Origin of the sequence: Thermomonas sp. XSG, from assembly GCF_014678725.1 — a bacterium.
In the GTDB taxonomy this organism is placed as follows: domain Bacteria; phylum Pseudomonadota; class Gammaproteobacteria; order Xanthomonadales; family Xanthomonadaceae; genus Thermomonas.
The window spans coordinates 1,872,464-1,889,748 of record NZ_CP061497.1; the positions used below are offsets into that span (position 1 = coordinate 1,872,464).

Genomic DNA, 17,285 nt, shown 5'->3' on the forward strand with positions numbered 1-17,285 from the left:
CAAAAACGCCGGCGGGTGCCGGCGTTTTCGATTCCACGGTGGCGCGCGCTTACTTGATCAGCAGATCTTCCAGCTTGCGGCCGTTGGCGATTTCCGCCGCCACCCAGCGCGGCTGGCGGCCGCGGCCGGTCCAGGTGTCCTTGTCATTGGCCGGGTTGCGGTACTTCGGCGCCACCTTGCCGGTGCTGCGGCCCTTGGTGGCCTTGCGGGCCTTCTTCGCCGCCGGCGCCGCGGCGGTGCTGCCACCGGTCTTGCCGTACAGCTCTTCGAACGTCCAGCCGGATGCCTTCAGCACCTTGGCGACCGCCGCCTTGGTCTGCGCCGCGGGCTTGCGCTTGGCCAGCACCTTGCGGCGGCTGTTGGCGCGCTTGATCAGCGCGGCCAGCTCCTGGGGGTTCAGGGTTTCGATATTCAGGCTCATGGGCTCTGTTCTTTTATTGAATGGAGGGAGTTATCCAATCCTTGGACACCCGGATAATAGCGCCGTGCGGATTTGCCGCCAATATTTCCGTGTAATCGCTGGGCGGCCGCGGTTATCCCCCTCAGGCGCCGCCAATCCGCGCCAGCAGTGCCGCCCTGTCCAGGTTTTCCGCCTCCGCCGCGCTGCGGGCGCGATATTCGAAGGTACCGGCTTCCAGGCCGCGACCGGACACCACCACCCGGTGCGGGATGCCGATCAGCTCGATATCCGCGAACATCGCGCCCGGGCGCAGGCCGCGGTCGTCCAGCACGGTATCGATGCCGGCGGCATTCAATTCCGCGTGCAGGGTCTCCGCGGCTTCGGCCACCGCCGGATCGTTCTTCGGATTGATCACGCAGACCGCCACCTGCCACGGCGCCATCGCCTGCGGCCAACGGATGCCGGCGTCGTCGTGGTTCTGCTCGATCGCCGCGGCGACAATGCGCGACACGCCGATGCCGTAGCAGCCCATCGCCGGGTTCACCGCCTTGCCGCTGGCATCCAGCACGGTGCATTTCATCGCTTCGGAATATTTGCGGCCGAGCGCGAACACATGCCCGACCTCGATGCCGCGGGCCATCCGCAGGGCGCCGCTGCCGTCCGGCGACGGGTCGCCCTCGACCACGTTGCGGATATCGGCGGTTTCGGGTTCCGGCAGGTCGCGGCCCCAGTTCACCCCGGCGATATGGAAGCCGGGCCTGTTGGCGCCGACCACGAAGTCCGCCAGCGCGGCCACGCTGCGGTCGGCGACCACGCGGATGGTTTTTTTCGCATGGAGCGGGCCGAGGAATCCGGGCTCGCTGCCCAGGTATTCCAGGATTTCCGCTTCGGTGGCCAGCCGGTAATCCGCCAGCCCCGGCAGTTTCGCCAGCTTGATCTCATTGACCACGTGGTCGCCGCGCACCAGCGCCAGCACGAACTGCGGTCCACCATCGCCATCGACGGCCATGATCGCCACCGATTTCACCGTGCGCGCCAGCGCGATCCCCATCAGTGCGGCGACCTCCTCGCAGGTTTTCTGGACCGGCGTTTCGATATCGCGCAGGGTTTCCGAGGCGGCCGGGCGCGGGCCGGGTGCAACCGCTTCGGCCAGTTCGACGTTGGCCGCGTAATCGGAGGTTTCCGAGAACGCCAGCGCGTCCTCGCCGGAATCGGCCAGCACGTGGAATTCGTGCGAGGCGCTGCCGCCGATCGCGCCGGTATCCGCCGCCACCGCGCGGAACTTCAGCCCCAACCGGGTGAAGATGCGCGTGTAGGTGTCGTACATGGTGCGGTACTGGGCGTGCAGCGATTCATCGTCGGCGTGGAAGGAATAGGCGTCCTTCATGATGAATTCGCGCGCGCGCATCACCCCGAAACGCGGGCGGATTTCGTCGCGGAACTTGCTGGTGATCTGGTAGAAGTTGACCGGCAGCTGCTTGTAGCTGGCGATTTCCTGGCGGAAGAAATCGGTCACCGCCTCTTCGGCGGTGGGGGTGAAGCAGTATTCCTGCTCCTTGCGGTCGCGGATCTTCAGCAGCTGCGGCCCGAATTTCGCCCAGCGTCCGGTTTCCTCCCACAGCTCGCGCGGCTGCACCGACGGCATCGCCATTTCGATCGCGCCGGCGCGATTCATCTCCTCGCGCACCACCGTTTCTACCTTGCGCAGCACCCGCAGCCCCAGCGGCGACCAGGTGTACAGGCCGGCGGCGAGCTTGCGGATCATGCCGGCCTTGAGCATCAGCTTGTGGCTGACGATCTCGGCGTCGGCGGGGGTTTCCTTTTCGGTGCGGAGGTGGAATTGCGACAGGCGCATGGCATTCGGGCGTGGGGAAAACCCGCATTCTGCCATGCGCCGCCGGCGTGCCCCGCGGCGCCGCGCCTATTTCGCGCCGTCCACCGCCATGCCGTCCTGCGGGGTGCGGCTGATCCTCTCGTAGCGGCGGCCCTTGGGCGGCTCCTCGGTGACCTGCAGGTTGCCGGCATCGTCGCGCCAGCGGTACAGCGCATTGGCGCGGTCGGCCTGGATGGCGGCAGCCTCCGCGGCGGCCTGACGCTCGCGCTCACGGCGCGGCATCTCGGTGGTGAACCACCACCATGCCGCGGCCGCCAGCGCGACCGCGGCCAGCAGCATGCCCAGCTGTCTCACGGCTTGGCCTGCATGCAGAACGCCTTGACCGCGGCCTGGTTCAGTTCCAGCTGGGCCTTGTGCTCGTCCGCGGTCATGTTGCGGTCCGGCTTGCCGTCGCCATTGGTGTCGATGCCGATCGGTCCGCCGGCCTGCAGGCGGGCGACGTTGCCACGGGCCTTGGTGCACTGCTCGCTTTCCGGCTGCTTGGCGGCGCCCTCCGCCGGCTTGCCGTCATTGACCTCGATTTCTCGGGTCTGGTGGATCTGCTTGGGGGCCACGTCAGTGTAATGGGTCACGCCATTGGCGTCCTTCCACTGGTAGACGCGCTGCTGCGCCATTGCCGGTGCCGCGGCCACGGTCAGCGCCAACGCGATGGCGAGGGGGCGGATGGGATTCATGCGGGCGCTCCGGGGGAATGTGCGCCGATTGCAGCACCGCGCCGCCGCCGCCGCAAGCCCGTAAACTGGCGGAATGGACGAATCCGGAACCCCCGCCCCGCGCCCGCGCGCCCGCGGCATCTATCTGCTCCCCAATCTGTTCACCACCGGCGGCCTTTTTGGTGGCTTCTTCGCCATCATCGCGGCTTCGCAGGGGCGATTCGAGGCGGCCTGCGTGGCCATCTTCGTGGCCGGGGTGCTGGACGGCCTGGACGGGCGGGTGGCGCGGCTGACCAATACCCAGAGCGAGTTCGGCGTGCAGTACGACTCGCTGGCCGACCTGATCAGCTTCGGCATGGCCCCGGCGATGCTGATGTACCACTGGGCGCTGGTGTCGATGAAGCTCGACAGCGTGACCCTGGGCAAGATCGGCTGGCTGGCGGCGTTCCTCTACGCGGCCTGCGCGGCGCTGCGCCTGGCCCGCTTCAACAGCCAGGTGGGCACCGTGGACAAGCGCTGGTTCATCGGCCTGGCCAGCCCGGCGGCAGCGGGACTGATGGCCAGCTTCGTCTGGGTCTGCCAGGAATTCGGCTGGTCCGGCGAGGAGCTGCGCTATGCCGCGCTGGCGCTGACCGTGGTGGCCGGCCTGTTGATGGTCAGCCGGATCCGCTACAGCAGCTTCAAGGGCAGCGGCAGCGGGCCGAAGGCCGACCGGGTGCCGTTCTTCGCGCTGGTGGTGGCGCTGGCCATCCTGATCGCGCTGTGGATCGCCCCGGCGGTGACGTTGCTGACCGCCAGCACGCTGTATGCGCTGTCCGGGCCGCTGATGTGGCTGCGCCGTCGCCACCCGGCGGGGCAGGACGCCTGAGCGTGAGCTGGGACGGGTTCCAGCGCGCGGTGCTGGCCGAGCTCGGCCATGTGCTGTATCGCCTGCCCGATGCGCCGGTCCCGGTCGCCGGGGCCGGCGATGCACCGGCGGTGGATGCGCCGATGCTGGCCCGGCTGGCGCGTGCGGCCGGCATGGCGCCCGACGCCCTGCTGGCCCGCACCGACATCGCCGCGCAGAGCGCGCGCCTGCGCGGCGATGCCGCCGCCAAGCGCGCGCTGTGGCCGCGCCTGCGCGCATTGCGGCGCGATCCCTCGGCGTGAACGCGATGCAGCAGGGCTACGCGACGGAAACGACGGCAAGCCTGCGGCCGATGCGCGAGGCCGACCTCGAGGCGGTGATGCTGATCGAGGAGCGCGCCTACCCCTATCCGTGGAGTCGCGGCATCTTCCGCGACTGCCTGCACGCCGGCTATTCGATGTGGCTGCTGGAGCGGCAGGGCGTGATCGTCGGCTACGGCGTGCTCAGCATCGCCGCTGGGGAGGCGCACGTGCTCAACCTGTGCACCGCGCCCGGCAACGAAGGCCAGGGCCTGGGCGCGCGGATGCTGCAGACGCTGCTGAAGATCGCCCGCGGCCACGGTGCGCAGCGGGTGTTCCTGGAAGTACGGCCGTCCAATCCGCGCGCGATCGCGCTGTACGAGCGCAGCGGCTTCAACGAGATCGGCCGGCGGCCGCGCTATTACCCGGCGCGCGACGGCCGCGAGGATGCCATCGTGATGGCGATGGAACTGCTCGACTGAGCGCCTCGCCAGCCGTCGCGGTAGCGTGCCCGGCGAACCAATAGAATGGCGGCATGGACATCTTCAAGAGCTTCACCCTCGAGGCCGCGCACCGGCTGCCCAATGTCCCGAACGGGCACAAGTGCGCGCGCCTGCACGGGCATTCGTTCCGGATCGAGTTGCATGTGTCCGGCGATCCCGACCCGCACATCGGCTGGGTGATGGATTTCGCCGACCTGAAGGCGGCATTCGCCCCGCTGTACGAACAGCTCGACCACCACTACCTCAACGACATCGAAGGCCTGGAGAACCCCACCAGCGAGCGCCTGGCGGAGTGGATCTGGGCGCGGATGAAGCCCCGGGTGCCGCTGCTGTCGGAAGTGGTGGTGCACGAGACCTGCACCTCCGGCTGCCGCTACCGGGGTTGAACGCCAGCGCCTCCTGCCGAATTGTCAATTGACAATCATTCGCAATTGATATTGAATCGCGTCATTGGTCCAACCGGTGGCGCGCGATGTACGTCTGTATCTGCAACGGGGTGACGGATCGGCAGATCCGCGAAGCAGCCGATGCCGGCTGCGACAGCGTGTCCGAAATGACCATGCGCACCGGTGCCGGCGCCAGTTGCGGCTCCTGCCTCGGCCTGGTGGCCGAGCTGATCGACGAAGCGCGCGCCCGTCGCGCGCTGCCGCTGCCGGTGCTGGCCCGCGCGGCCTGAGTGCCGCGGCGGCCGCTAGGCCGCATTGCAACCGCAACCGGTTTCCACGTTTTGCCGGGTCGCCACGGCAGGCGCTACATTGGCGCTTTCCACGCAGCAGGAGCGGCCATGAAGGGCGACGCCAAGGTCATCGGATTTCTGAACAAGGCGCTCTACAACGAGCTGACCGCGATCAACCAGTACTTCCTGCACGCCAAGATGCTGAAGAACTGGGGCCTGAAGGCGCTTGCCGAGCACGAACACCACGAATCCATCGACGAGATGAAGCATGCCGATGCGCTGTCCGAGCGCATCCTGTTCCTCGACGGCCTGCCGAACTTCCAGGCGCTGGGGAAGATCCGGATCGGCGAGACGCCGGTGGAGATCCTGCGCTGCGACCTCGCGCTGGAGCTGGAGGCCGTGCCGCTGCTGCGCGAGGCGATCGCCTATTGCGAAAGCGTTGCCGATTACGTCAGCCGCAAGCTGTTCGCCGACATCCTGGATTCCGAGGAAGAGCACATCGACTGGATCGAGACCCAGCTTTCGCTGGTCGAGCGCCTGGGCGAACAGAACTATCTGGCGCAGCAGCTCGACCGCAGCTGAGGCGCTGGCTGGCGCGTCGCGCCGGCATCAGCGCGGCAGCGTGGCCTGCAGCGCGGCGCGTACCTGCGCGAACTCGCCGACGATGCGCGCCACCGCGCTGCCGGGATTGGCCAGGGTACCGTCGCGGGCGCCGTGCTCGAGATCGCGCGCGGCCTCGGACAGGGTGGTGGCACCAACGTTGGCGCTGGAGGACTTCAGGGTGTGTGCAGCCACGCGCAGGGCGATCGGGTCGTTGCTGGCCACCGCCCGCTCCAGCTGGGCGATCAGGCGCGGCGCGTCCTCCAGGTAGACGGTGACAATGCGGTCCACCTCCGGGCCCAGCACCTCGCGCAGCTCGCCCAGCACGCCGCCATCCAGCACCGGCGGCGAACGCTCGGCCATCTGCGCCGCCGGCGGCAGGGTGTCCGGCACCGCAAGGTTGGAACTCTTCCAGCGGGTCACGCACTGCTCCAGCTCGGCGCGGGTGACCGGCTTGGCAAGATAGTCGTCCATGCCGGCGTCCAGGCACTTCTGGCGGTCGCCGGCCATCGCGTTGGCGGTCATCGCCACGATCGGCAGGCGCCGCTCGAGACCCCGTTCCTGCTCGATCTCGCGCCAGCGGCGGGTGGCGGCATAGCCGTCCAGCACCGGCATCTGGCAGTCCATCAGGACCAGGTCGTAATCGCCGTCGTCCAGCTTCTCCAGCGCGGCTTGGCCGTTGCCGGCGGCATCGCAGTCCACCCCCAGTACCTGCAGCAGCCGCTGCGCCACCATCAGGTTGACCGGGTTGTCCTCCACCAGCAGCACCCGGGTCTTGCGCTGCGGCATGGCGCGGGGCGCCCGCGGTGCCGGTTCCGGATGCGGATCATGGTGGGACCACGACACCCCCGAGGCGGACAGCGCCGCGCGCAGGTCGACGTCCTCGACGTTGCGCGGGATGATCGTGGCCGACATCGGCAGATCCAGCGAGGTGACCTCGTCGCCCCGCAGGTAGACCAGGCGGGCGTCGCCGAACTGGGAGCGGCGCTCCATGTTGCGGGCCAGCGACAGCGCGGTGCTGCGGATGCTGGACAGGTCGGCCAGCACCACCGAGTAGGACCAAGGTTCACCCTGGGCGCGCGCCTGGCGCAGGCGTTCCAGCGCATCGTGGGTGTTCTCCACCGTGGTGACGCGCAGGCCCCAGTTGGGCAGCAGCATGGTCAGGCGCATGCGCAGCCGCTGGTCGGTGGTGATCAGCAGGATCCGGCCGCCGTGCAGGTCCTCCTGCTGGGTGGGCATGTCGCCGGCCACCTTCAGCAGCGGAACCTCGAACCAGAAGGTCGAGCCCATGCCGGCCTGCGATTCCACCCCGATCCGCCCGCCCATCAGTGCGACGATCCGCTGCGAGATCACCAGCCCGAGGCCGGTGCCGCCATAGATGCGGGTGGTCGAGGCGTCGGCCTGGCTGAACGGCTGGAACAGCCGCTCGCGGGTGGCTGCATCGATGCCGATGCCGGTGTCCTGCACCTCGAAGCGCAGCTGGTGCTGGGCGGGGGTCTCGCCGGTCCGGCGCACATTGACGGTGACGCTGCCGCGCTCGGTGAACTTGATCGCGTTGCTGATCAGGTTGCTGAGGATCTGCCGCAGCCGTACCGGGTCGCCGCGCACCGGCAGGCGCACCGACGGGTCGATGAACAGGGTCAAGTGCAGGCCCTTGGCTTCGGCCGGGCGCTCCATCAGGGTGATGACGCTGTGCAGCAACTCGCGCAGGTTGAAGCCGGTGGTTTCCAGCTCCAGCCGGTCCGCTTCCAGCTTCGAGTAGTCGAGGATGTCGTCGACGATGCGCAGCAACTGCTGCGCCGAGGCGGTTGCGGTCTTCAGGATCTCCTGCTGGTCCAGCGCCAGCCGCGAACTGGAGAGCAGGTCCAGCATCGGGATGATGCCGTTGAGCGGCGTGCGGATCTCGTGGCTCATGGTGGCGAGGAACTCGCCCTTGGCCATCACTGCCGATTCCGCCGCCTGCTTGGCGCGGGTCAGTTCGGCTTCCAGCTGGGTATGGCGGTCGATCTCGCGCTGCAGGGCGTTGATCTCCTCGTCGCTGCGGCGGCCCTGCTGCGCCTGCTGCACCAGCTGCTGCTCGCGCCTGCGGACCGCGAAGGCCAAGGTGGTGGTGGCGAACAGTGCCAGCAGGGCCAGCACCAGCGCGATGATCTGCCAAGGGCCTTCCACCCCGAAGCGTTCGATGACCAGCGCCAGCGACGCGCCGCCGGCCGCGCCCAGGGCCAGCCAGCGGGCGGTCAGCAGGCTCAGGCCACGGACGTCGTCGCTGTTCACAAGGTCGCGCTCCTGAAGTCGAAGTCCAGCGCCTGCTCCGGGCGCTGCACCAGGTTGCCCTGGATGAAGTCGATGCCGCCCACCCATAGCGCGGCCGCCGCCTGCGGGTCTTCCACCGCCTGTCCGATCACCTGCAGGCCAAGCCTGTGCGCGCGCTCGATCACGTCGCGCATCTCGTCGTGCAGTTCGGGTGGCAGCGGCTGACGGGCGAAGTCGGCGGACAGGCGCAGGTAGCCCAGCGGCAATTCCTGCAGCAGCTGGTTAGCATCTTCGCCGCGGCGGAACTGGCTGAGGCAGAACTGCACGCCGGCCGGGACCAGCTGCTCGCAGAACTGGTGCAGCAGCACCACGTGCACCACGGCGTCGTCCAGGCGCAGGTCGATGACCAGCGACGACGGATCGACGTTGTGGCGCTCCAGCGCCTGCAGCAGCCAGCCGACATAGCTGTCCTGCGCCAGCGTGCTGGGTGACTGCGAGACGAACAGGCGCATCGGCCGGCTTTCCGCGCGCCGCTTCTGCAGCAGCGCCAGGGCGTGTTCCATCACCCAGCGGTCGACCTGCGGCATCAGTCCGGCGGACTGCGCGGCGGACAGGAATTCGCCTGCCCTGCGCACGTTGCCGTCGGGGCCGCGCATGCGCACCAGTACCTGGAACTGCGCGTCGTCGCCGCCGGCCACCGCCACCACGGGCTGGAATGCGAGGTAGAGAGTGTCGTCGCCGGAGACCAGTGCTGCGCGCAGCTCGTCGGCCACGTCGCTGGAGACCGCGGTATCCGGCGGCACGTAGGCGGCCAGGCCGATCGGCGAACCCTGGGCTTCGCGCGCCGCGTCCTCGCAGGCCGAGAGCACCGCGCCGGCATCGGTGAAACCGTGCTCGAAGGTGGTGTAGCCGATGGTGCAGCGCAGCCGGAGGGTGTCGCCGTCGGTCTGGAAGTCGTGGTAGCCCACGCCGTCGCGCAGGTTGCGCGCATAGGCGTCGAGCGCGCCGCGCTCGAGCCCGCGCACCACGACCAGGAAGGCGTTGTCGCTCAGGCGCGCGGTGATGTGGTCCTGGGCGAGGCTGCCGAGGTAGCGGCCAGCGTCATTGATGAGGTTCTCGAACGCCGCATAGCCGTAATGCTTGCGCAGCGCCGTAGCATTGCCCATCTCCACCAGCAGCGCGCCACCGGGGGTGCGCTGGGCCAGCTGGGCGGCCAGCGCCTTCATCAGGGCCGGGCGGGTATACAGGCCGGTGACCGGGTGGCGGTCGCTGTCCACCGTGGCCATGCGGCTGCTGGCCAGCGCGCGCGCGCGCTTGACTCGGCTCTGCACTGCCGCGATCAGGTGGCGCGGGCGCACCGGCTTGAGCAGGTAGTCATCGCCGCCGTGCTCCAGCACTTCGACCTGGCGCTCCGGATCCTGGTCGCCGGTCAGGAACACCACCGGGGTGTGCTCGAAGCGCGGGTGTTCGCGGATCTGCGCGGTCAGAGTGGTGCCACTGGAACCGGGGATGTGCAGGTCCATCAGCACCAGGTCGGGATCGAAGCGCTCCATCGCCTCCATCATCCGCTCGGGCATCGCCACGACTTCCGCCTGCATGCCGGCACCGCGCAGGATCGCCTCGGCGAAGATCGCCTGGCTGCGGTCGTCCTCGACGATCAGCACGCGGAACGGTGCCGCGTCCGCGCCGGCCTCGCCGTGCGCGGCGCTCATGCGGGGATCCCGGCGTCCGCGGAGCGGACCGGCAGGGGGGCGCGCGATCGGGGAAGGGCCGGCGCGGCGTCCGTGGCAAACAACTTCATGGATCTCCTCTTGAACATGCGTGGCAGCGTGAAACACGCCGCAGTGTGACATCTGACGTAAAACGGTACTACGGACGGCCGGAGCGCGGTGCGAACGTGGCATTGCGCAGCCGCGCCATCCCCCGCAGCACCTTCCGGCACAGCCACCAGACCAGCAGGGCCAGTCCGATGCTGAGGGTCACGGCCAGGCCCAGTGCCAGCCACGGATAGCTGAAGGCCAGCGCCAGCGCACCGATCACCAGCGCGTCTTCGGAGACCGATGCAATCCAGTTGCTGAAGGGCTCCGGCGAGCCGTTCAGCACGGCGCGCGTTCCCGCCTTCAGCACGTGGCTGGCCAGGGCGACGCCGGCGCCGGTGGCCAGCATCCCGGCGCCCAGCTCGCCATCCGGCGACAGGGTCGCCGCGGCCAGGAACGCGCCGGCGGGAATCCGCATCAGGGTCTGCAGCAGGTCCCAAGTGGAATCCACGCCGGGAATCTTGTCGGCCAGGAATTCGGCGACGGCCAGCGTGCCGGCGGTCCCCAGCACCCAGGGCGACTGCGTGACTTCCAGTGCCGGCGGCAGGTCCAGCCAGCCGAACAGGCCGGCAAGGCCGACCCCGAACACGGTCAGGTACGCGCGGATGCCGGCCAGCCAGGCCAGCAGTACCCCGATCGCGAATACGTGTGCCGTCTCCATGCTTGCGGATATCCGGGGCAGGCTTGCGATGGGGGCAGTCTATACGCGGCGCCGGCTTGACGCAGGCGCGGCGCGGATGCGATACCACGACGATGCCGACACCCGAGCCCCTGCAGCGCTTGCCCGGCGCCGGCCATCCGCGCGCGGCGCTGGCAGCACTGGTGGCAGTGGCGCTGTTGCTGGGGCTGTGGGGAACGTGGCGCGCGTTCGCGCCCAGCCCGGCCAACGCGGGTGAACAGCTGCGCCAGCAGGCGCGCCGCATCGAGGCGCTGGAGCAGCGCAACGCCACCCTGGCGCGTTCCGACCAGATCACCCGCCAGGCCAATGCCGACCTGCAGGCCACCTTGGCCGAGCGCGACGAGGAAATCGCCGGCCTGCGCGCCGACGTCGCCTTCTACGAACGCTTCGTGGGCGCGACCGGGCAGCGCCGTGGACTGTCGGTGCACGAGTTGAAGCTGGCGCCGCAGCGCGACCCGCAGCTATGGCATTTCGTCGCCACCCTGACCCAGAACCTCAACCGCGGCGCGGTCAGCAGCGGCCGGCTGCAACTGGCGCTGGAAGTGACCGATGGCGGCAGCATGCGGCGGCTGGACTGGAACGTGCTGCGCCAGCAGGCCGGCGCGCCCGGCATCGAGTATTCGTTCCGTTATTTCCAGCAGGTCGAGGGCGACATCGTGCTGCCGCGGGGGATCCGCCCGGTGCGGGTGGTGGTGCGGCTGCTGCCGGCCTCGGGCGCGGCGGTGGAGCAATCGTTCACTTGGAGCGCCGCCACCACGTCCGCCGGAGGTTGAATCGGCGGCCGGCGCCCCCCATGCTGGGCGCATGGAAATCGCCGTACTCGACCAGGCCGCGCCGCCCTCGCCCTCGGCGCCGCTGCGCTTCACTGCCGCCGCCGCCGCCAAGGTGCGCGAGCTGGTGGCGGAAGAGGGCAATGCCTCGCTCAGCCTGCGCGCCTACATCCAGGGCGGCGGCTGTTCCGGCTTCCAGTACGGCTTCGAGTTCGATGAGGGCCGCAACGAGGACGACATCGCCATCGTCACCGACGGCGCCACGCTGCTGGTCGATCCGCTCAGCCTGCAATACCTGGCGGGCGCCGAGGTGGACTACAGCGAATCGCTGGCCGGTGCCCAGTTCGTGATCCGCAATCCCAACGCCAAGACCACCTGCGGCTGCGGCAGCAGCTTCACCGTGTGAGCGCCGCGGGGATGCGGTCCGCATCGCCGTTCGCGTTCGTCGATGGCGCGCTGGACCGCGCCGACCATCTGCGTGACGACCCGGCCGCGCTCGCGGCCGCATGGCCACGGTGCGGGGTCATCGCGTTGGACGAGGCCGGCCTTGCGCTGGTCGATGCGGACGCGCGGCTGCTCCCGCTGGATGGCGCGGCGTTGCCGGATGGATTGGGCGACGCGGTATTCCTCGGGCTGCGCGAAGGGCGGGCCTGGTTTTCGTTGGCCGCTGCCGCGCATGGCATCGACGCACCCGCACGGATCGACCTGCGCCGCGCCGCCACCCAGTGGCCGGCGTGGCAGGCCACCCTGTTCGCGCAGGCGCGGGCGGTGCAGCACTGGCACCAGCGGCATCGCTTCTGCGCGGCCTGCGGCGGCGTGCTGCGCTTCCGTCGCGCGGGCTGGCTGGGCCACTGCGACGGCTGCGGCAGCGAACACTACCCGCGCACCGACCAGGCGGTGATCGCCGCCATCACCGATGGCGAGCGCCTGCTGCTGGGCCGCCAGGCCAGCTGGCCGGCGCGGCGCTGGTCGGTGGTGGCCGGTTTCGTCGAGCCCGGCGAAACGCTGGAGCAGACGGTGGCGCGCGAGGTGATGGAGGAAACCGGTGTGCGCGTGCAGGTCGACACCGCGCGCTATCTGGCTTCGCAGCCGTGGCCGTTCCCCGGCTCGCTGATGCTGGGTTTCATCGCCCGCGCCGAACCCGATACGCCGCGGGCCAGCGAGGAACTGGAAGACGCACGCTGGTTCAGCGCCGACGAGGTGCGTGCCGGGCTCGAGCGCGACTGGCGCGATGCCGACGGCGAAGGCGAGGGGATCGTGCTGTCCTCGCCGGTGTCCATTTCGCGCCATGTCATCCGCTGCTGGCTGGACGAGCACGACGCGGCGCACGCCCCGCGCTGACGCCGCCGCGGCATTCGTCCACCGCACGCCACCACACGCTCTACACTGCCGCCATGACCGCCACCCTGCTCGCCGTCGTCATCGCGCTTGCCGTCGGGCACCTGGCCCCGGCGCTTGCGGCCGGGCTGCGGCGGTTCGGCTGGTTCCGCAGCTGGCTGCAGTGGCTGAACGCGCAGTTCCCGGCCGGCAGCTTCTGGCGCGGCCCCTATGGGATCGCGCTGGCGCTGCTGGTGCCGTTGCTGCCGATGGCGCTGCTGCAGTTCGGATTGCATCACCCGTTGTGGGGCCTGCCGGGGCTGCTGCTGGGCATCGCGGTGCTGTTCTGGTGTTGGGGCCCGCGTGACCTGGACGTGGATGTGCAGGCAATCCTGGATGCCTCCGATCCGGCCGGCCGCCGTGCCGCGGCGACGCCGCTGTGGCCACCGGGCGTATCGCCGCGGCTGGATGGTGGCTCGCTGGTCGAGGCGGTGTTCACCAATGCGCTGCGGCGCTGGTTCGCGGTGCTGTTCTGGTTCTGCCTGCTGGGCCCGTTCGGCGCGCTGCTCTATCGGCTGAGCGCGCAGGCTGCGACCCAGGACGCCGACACGATGCCGGCCGGCACGCTGGACGGCGCGCGCCTTTGGCTGGCGCTGCTGGAATGGCCGGCGCTGCAGCTGATGACGCTGGCGCTGGCGCTGGTCGGAAACTTCGACAGCGTGGCTTCTGCCTGGCGCGAGCCGGGCGCGTTCGGCCTGCAGGGACGGCTGCTGGCCAGCGCGGCGCGTGCCAGCGTGCGCTGCGAGATCGCCGAGGAAGTCGCCGATTTCACCGACGCCGGCATTCCCGCCTCCACCGCGCTGGTGGAGGCCTTCGGCGAGCTGCCGGAACTGCGCGATGCGATGAGCCTGGTCTGGCGCGTGCTGGTGCTGTGGCTGGCGGTGCTGGCGCTGGTGGTGGTGGCGGGCTGGGCGGGGTAGCCCTTACGCCGCGTCGCCGCGCAGGGCGCGCACCTGCGCCTCCAGCAGCGCAGCGGTGGCGCTGCCGCCGTCAACCGGCGCGCCAGCCATCACCTCGACATGGGCACGCAGCCGCCGCGGGATGCGCATGCGATGCATGCTGCCGTCGCGCCGGCTCCACATGCTGCCCCACATGTTCTTCAGCGCCAGCGGCACCACCGGCACCACCTGCCCGCGCGCGGCGGCGCGTTCGAGGATCTTCTCCATGCCGGACTTGAACGGCGCGATGTTGCCGTCTTTCGTCAGTGCGCCTTCGGGGAAGATGCAGACCAGTTCGCCTTCAGCCAGCGCCGCGTCCACCGCGTCGAACGCGCGCTGCATCACCTCCGGGTTTTCGCGCGCGCCGGCGATCGGGATCGCCTTGGCGGTGCGGAAGATCCAGCGCATCACCGGGATGTTGAAGATCCGGTAATACATCACGAAGCGCGCCGGCCGCGGGATGCAGGCCGACAGGATCAGCGCGTCCATGTAGCTGACGTGGTTGCACACCAGCAGCGCCGCGCCCTCGTCCGGCACCTGCTTTTCGATGCCGTGCAGCTTCAGCCGGTACAGCGTGCGCACCATCACCCAGCTGAGGAAGCGCATGAAGAACTCGGGGACGATGCTGAAGATCCAGATCGCCACCAGCGTGTTGGCGATCGCCAGCGCCAGGAACACCTGCGGGATGTTCCAGCCGAGGTAGCGCTGCAGCGCCAGCCCGATCAGCGCGGCGGCGACGATGAACATCGCGTTCTGGATGTTCATGCCGGAGATCACCCGCGCCAGTTCGTTGCGCGGCGTGCGGCTCTGGATCAGCGCGAACAGCGGTACCACGAAGAAGCCGGTGAACAGGCCGATGCCGGTCAGGTCCAGCATGATCCGCCAGCTGCCCGGCGCGTCGATGAACTGCTTCAGCGACAGCCCGTGCGCCAGCGCCTGCCCGGGCCGGGCGAAGTACAGATCGAGCAGGAAGGCGCTGACGCCGAACGCGCCCAGCGGCACCAGGCCGATTTCCACGGTGCGCCCGGACAGCTTCTCGCACGACATCGAACCGATGCCCACGCCCACCGAGAACAGCGCCAGCGCGAAGATGTAGAGGTTCTGGGTGCCGCCGAGGTTGGCCTGCGCGTAGACCGGCAGCTGCGCGGTCAGCACGGTGCCGACGAACCAGAACCAGCTCACCCCCAGCACCGCGTTGCGCACCGCCAGCTGCCGGCGGGTCAGCCGCCAGATGCGCCAGGACTCGCGCAGGATGTTCCAGCTGATCTTCAGCGAGGGATCACCGGCATCGACCGCGGGAATCCGTCGCGCCACCAGGTTGCCGGCAATCGCCATCAGGATCACCGACACCGCCGCCACCTGCGGCCCGCGCTCGCCGGCCAGCTGGAAGATCAGCCCGCCGAAGATCATCCCGATCAGGATCGACAGCGAGGTGCCCATCTCTACCAGCCCGTTGCCGCCGGTGAGCTCCTCCGGCTTCAGCACCGAAGGCAGGATCGAATACTTCACCGGCCCGAACAGCGTGGACTGCACCCCGGTACCGAACAGCGCCACCAGCAGGATCGGCATGCTCTGCAGCAGGAAGCCCAGCGCCGCCAGCGACATCACCACGATCTCCATGGTGGTGGTGATGACGATCAGCTTCTGCTTCTCCAGCCGCTCCGCGATCTGCCCGGCGGTGGCTGAGAAAAGGAAATAGGGCAGGATGAAAATGGCCGGCGCCAGGTTCGCGTACAGCCCCATCTGGCTGCTTCCCACCGCCATGTAGGCCAGCAGGCCGATGATCGCCTGCCGGTACACGTTGTCGTTGAACGCGCCCAGCGACTGCACCACGAAATAGGGCAGGAAGCGGCGCTGCCGCAGCAGGTCGAATTGCGAATGGGCCATCGGCATCCCCCGGACGATGGCCGGAGGATAACGGAAGCCGGTGTCAGTACCCGCCGAAGCTGCCCGCCGCGCCGGGGAACACCACCGGGCTTTCGCTGCCGTCCTTCGCCACCGCCGCCACGCCGAAGAAGTAGTTGTCGATCACCACGTTCTGCAGGGTGGCGGTTTCGACATCGCCCACCCAGCGGCTGCGCGTCCACTGCGGCTCGGTGGTCAGCCGCCAGTAGACCCGATAGCCGGCCAGGTTGGCGGCCTGCGCCGGAGAAGGGCGCTTCCACTTCAGGGTCGTGTCGGCGCTGACCGCGCCTTCGATGCGTACCTCTGCCGGTGGCGGCGGCGCGGCGGCCATGCCGGCCAAGGCCACCACGTTCAATGCGGTGAGCTTGGCCGCATACGCGAAGTCCACGCCGTCGATGGTGTCGCCGTACACGCGGCGCTGCCCTTGCGGGTCGGTCTCGGTGCGCAGGTCCTGGTGCTGGCGGTCGTAGTGCTCGTGGGTTTCCATCACCCGCACCGCCGGATAGCCCAGGTCGTTGAACGGGCGGTGGTGGCCGCCGCGGCCGAAGCGGTCCAGCCGGTTGACCATCATCACTTCGAGATTGGGCACGTGCGCCGCCATCCGCGCGATGTAACGGGCCAGGTTGCGGCTGGGCGAATCCAGCTCGCCGCCGGTGAAGCGGCGCGCGCGCGCTTCCTCCGCGGTTTCGGTGACGCGCGTGCCTTCGGAGAACACCCGCGCGGTGACGTTGTCGTGGATGCCGTCGATGCCGCGGCTGTTGCCGATCATGTCGTTGTTCAGCACCGCCTCCACCCGCCAGTTCTGACGCTTGGCCTCTTCTGCAAGGAACTTGCCGCCGAACAGGCCCTGCTCCTCGCCGGCCAACGCCGCGTACACGATGGAACCGGCGAAGCGCTGCCTGCTGAGCACCCGCGCCGCTTCCAGCGTACCGGCCACGCCGCTGGCGTTGTCGTTGGCGCCGGGCGCATCGGAGGTGGCGTCCATCACGTCGCTGACCCGCGAATCGATGTCGCCACTCATGATCACGTAGCGGTCCGGATCCACGCTGCCGCGCTGGATCGCGATCACGCTGACCACTTCCACGGGGCCGGGAATGCGCGGCTCGCCCTGCACCGTGCCGCTGACGTAGCGCACTTCCAGGCAGCCGCCGCAGGCCTTGGAGATGCGGGTGAATTCATCGAACACCCAGCGCCGCGCCGCGCCGATCCCGCGCGTGGCCGACACCGTGTCCGACAGCGTGTGGCGCGTGCCGAAGCCCACCAGCGTGCGCACGTCGCGTTCGATGTTGGTGGCCGACGGCGCACGGCCCAGCGCGTCCAGCAGCGGCGGGTCGGCCGGCGGCGGCGCGGTCTGCGCGAACGCGCTGGCGGTGGTCAGGCAGAACAGCAGCGGGAGCAGCTTGCGCATGGCGGGCCTGCGGAATGGCGATGCCGAAGCGTAGCGGTTTGTGCGGCCGACGGCAGCGGGTGGCTTATGCTGCACGCAAGCAGAGAAGGTCAATGCCATTGCGTCTCGACGGGATCCATGCGCGCGGCACGAATGCCGGCATGCGCACAGTGCCACGACTCGCGCTACTCGGCGTGCTGCTCCTGGCAGGCTGCGCGGAGCGTCCTGCGTCTGCCGACGCGTCGCCGTCTCGGCCGCAGCAGGCCGGGCAACCACTGGATCCGTTG

The 17,285-nt window shown here is 69.4% G+C and carries 19 protein-coding genes; 10 read left to right on the top strand and 9 right to left on the bottom strand.

What is annotated here, in order from left to right:
* Window positions 1-49: 49 nt before the first annotated feature.
* From ICG51_RS08835 to ICG51_RS08850, 4 genes are all read right to left on the bottom strand, one after another.
* A complete protein-coding gene (locus tag ICG51_RS08835; protein ID WP_190280022.1) occupies window positions 50-421 on the bottom strand; it encodes an H-NS histone family protein in 372 nt (123 codons plus the stop codon).
* A 121-nt stretch (window positions 422-542) separates the two neighbouring features.
* Window positions 543-2,255 carry a proline--tRNA ligase gene (locus tag ICG51_RS08840; RefSeq protein ID WP_190280023.1) on the bottom strand — a complete coding sequence of 571 codons (1,713 nt, stop codon included), beginning with the start codon at window positions 2,253-2,255 and terminating at the stop codon, window positions 543-545.
* Between the two features lie 66 nt (window positions 2,256-2,321).
* Window positions 2,322-2,588: a DUF4124 domain-containing protein gene (locus tag ICG51_RS08845; protein WP_190280024.1), complete on the bottom strand. Its 267-nt coding sequence runs from the start codon at window positions 2,586-2,588 to the stop codon at window positions 2,322-2,324.
* The gene (locus ICG51_RS08850; protein ID WP_190280025.1) at window positions 2,585-2,968 is read right to left on the bottom strand and encodes a DUF4124 domain-containing protein; all 384 of its coding nucleotides are present in this window, start codon (window positions 2,966-2,968) and stop codon (window positions 2,585-2,587) included. Before ICG51_RS08850 ends, ICG51_RS08845 begins: the two co-directional genes overlap by 4 nt.
* A gap of 73 nt (window positions 2,969-3,041) precedes the next feature.
* On the opposite strand from ICG51_RS08850, the gene pssA reads away from it, so the two are divergent.
* The 6 genes from pssA to bfr all read left to right on the top strand — a co-directional run bounded on the left by pssA (window position 3,042) and on the right by bfr (window position 5,854).
* The gene (gene pssA, locus ICG51_RS08855) at window positions 3,042-3,815 is read left to right on the top strand and encodes a CDP-diacylglycerol--serine O-phosphatidyltransferase (protein WP_190280026.1); all 774 of its coding nucleotides are present in this window, start codon (window positions 3,042-3,044) and stop codon (window positions 3,813-3,815) included.
* 2 nt (window positions 3,816-3,817) lie between these two features.
* Entirely contained in the window at window positions 3,818-4,096 is a 279-nt protein-coding gene (locus ICG51_RS08860) for a hypothetical protein (protein WP_190280027.1), read from the top strand.
* Between the two features lie 5 nt (window positions 4,097-4,101).
* A complete protein-coding gene (rimI, locus tag ICG51_RS08865; protein ID WP_190282427.1) occupies window positions 4,102-4,575 on the top strand; it encodes a ribosomal protein S18-alanine N-acetyltransferase in 474 nt (157 codons plus the stop codon).
* A 53-nt stretch (window positions 4,576-4,628) separates the two neighbouring features.
* Window positions 4,629-4,982 (top strand): 6-carboxytetrahydropterin synthase QueD, encoded by a 354-nt coding sequence (gene queD / locus ICG51_RS08870; protein WP_190280028.1) that lies wholly within the window; start codon window positions 4,629-4,631, stop codon window positions 4,980-4,982.
* Window positions 4,983-5,068: 86 nt separating this feature from the next.
* Window positions 5,069-5,272: a (2Fe-2S)-binding protein gene (locus ICG51_RS08875; protein ID WP_190280029.1), complete on the top strand. Its 204-nt coding sequence runs from the start codon at window positions 5,069-5,071 to the stop codon at window positions 5,270-5,272.
* A gap of 108 nt (window positions 5,273-5,380) precedes the next feature.
* Window positions 5,381-5,854, top strand: a complete 474-nt coding sequence (gene bfr / locus ICG51_RS08880) for a bacterioferritin (RefSeq protein ID WP_190280030.1) — start codon at window positions 5,381-5,383, stop codon at window positions 5,852-5,854.
* 27 nt (window positions 5,855-5,881) lie between these two features.
* On the opposite strand, the gene ICG51_RS08885 is transcribed toward bfr, so the two are convergent.
* The 3 genes from ICG51_RS08885 to ICG51_RS08895 all read right to left on the bottom strand — a co-directional run bounded on the left by ICG51_RS08885 (window position 5,882) and on the right by ICG51_RS08895 (window position 10,603).
* The gene (locus ICG51_RS08885; RefSeq protein WP_190282428.1) at window positions 5,882-8,098 is read right to left on the bottom strand and encodes an ATP-binding protein; all 2,217 of its coding nucleotides are present in this window, start codon (window positions 8,096-8,098) and stop codon (window positions 5,882-5,884) included.
* A 44-nt stretch (window positions 8,099-8,142) separates the two neighbouring features.
* A complete protein-coding gene (locus ICG51_RS08890) occupies window positions 8,143-9,837 on the bottom strand; it encodes an EAL domain-containing response regulator (protein WP_190280031.1) in 1,695 nt (564 codons plus the stop codon).
* Between the two features lie 157 nt (window positions 9,838-9,994).
* Window positions 9,995-10,603 carry a DUF4126 domain-containing protein gene (locus ICG51_RS08895; RefSeq protein WP_190280032.1) on the bottom strand — a complete coding sequence of 203 codons (609 nt, stop codon included), beginning with the start codon at window positions 10,601-10,603 and terminating at the stop codon, window positions 9,995-9,997.
* Between the two features lie 92 nt (window positions 10,604-10,695).
* Here ICG51_RS08895 and ICG51_RS08900 point away from each other — a divergent pair, with 92 nt between their 5' ends.
* The 4 genes from ICG51_RS08900 to ICG51_RS08915 are packed head-to-tail and all read left to right on the top strand — an operon-like array spanning window position 10,696 to window position 13,688.
* Window positions 10,696-11,394, top strand: a complete 699-nt coding sequence (locus ICG51_RS08900) for a DUF6776 family protein (RefSeq protein WP_223809412.1) — start codon at window positions 10,696-10,698, stop codon at window positions 11,392-11,394.
* A 31-nt stretch (window positions 11,395-11,425) separates the two neighbouring features.
* The gene (erpA, locus tag ICG51_RS08905) at window positions 11,426-11,797 is read left to right on the top strand and encodes an iron-sulfur cluster insertion protein ErpA (protein ID WP_190280033.1); all 372 of its coding nucleotides are present in this window, start codon (window positions 11,426-11,428) and stop codon (window positions 11,795-11,797) included.
* 11 nt (window positions 11,798-11,808) lie between these two features.
* Window positions 11,809-12,732 carry an NAD(+) diphosphatase gene (gene nudC / locus ICG51_RS08910; RefSeq protein WP_190280034.1) on the top strand — a complete coding sequence of 308 codons (924 nt, stop codon included), beginning with the start codon at window positions 11,809-11,811 and terminating at the stop codon, window positions 12,730-12,732.
* A 53-nt stretch (window positions 12,733-12,785) separates the two neighbouring features.
* A complete protein-coding gene (locus tag ICG51_RS08915; protein ID WP_190280035.1) occupies window positions 12,786-13,688 on the top strand; it encodes a hypothetical protein in 903 nt (300 codons plus the stop codon).
* Window positions 13,689-13,691: 3 nt separating this feature from the next.
* Here the strand turns inward: ICG51_RS08915 and ICG51_RS08920 are convergent, their stop codons facing one another.
* Both ICG51_RS08920 and ICG51_RS08925 read right to left on the bottom strand, forming a co-directional pair.
* The gene (locus ICG51_RS08920) at window positions 13,692-15,593 is read right to left on the bottom strand and encodes an MFS transporter (protein ID WP_223809413.1); all 1,902 of its coding nucleotides are present in this window, start codon (window positions 15,591-15,593) and stop codon (window positions 13,692-13,694) included.
* A 43-nt stretch (window positions 15,594-15,636) separates the two neighbouring features.
* A complete protein-coding gene (locus tag ICG51_RS08925; RefSeq protein ID WP_190280037.1) occupies window positions 15,637-17,019 on the bottom strand; it encodes a M28 family metallopeptidase in 1,383 nt (460 codons plus the stop codon).
* Window positions 17,020-17,285 lie beyond the last annotated feature (266 nt).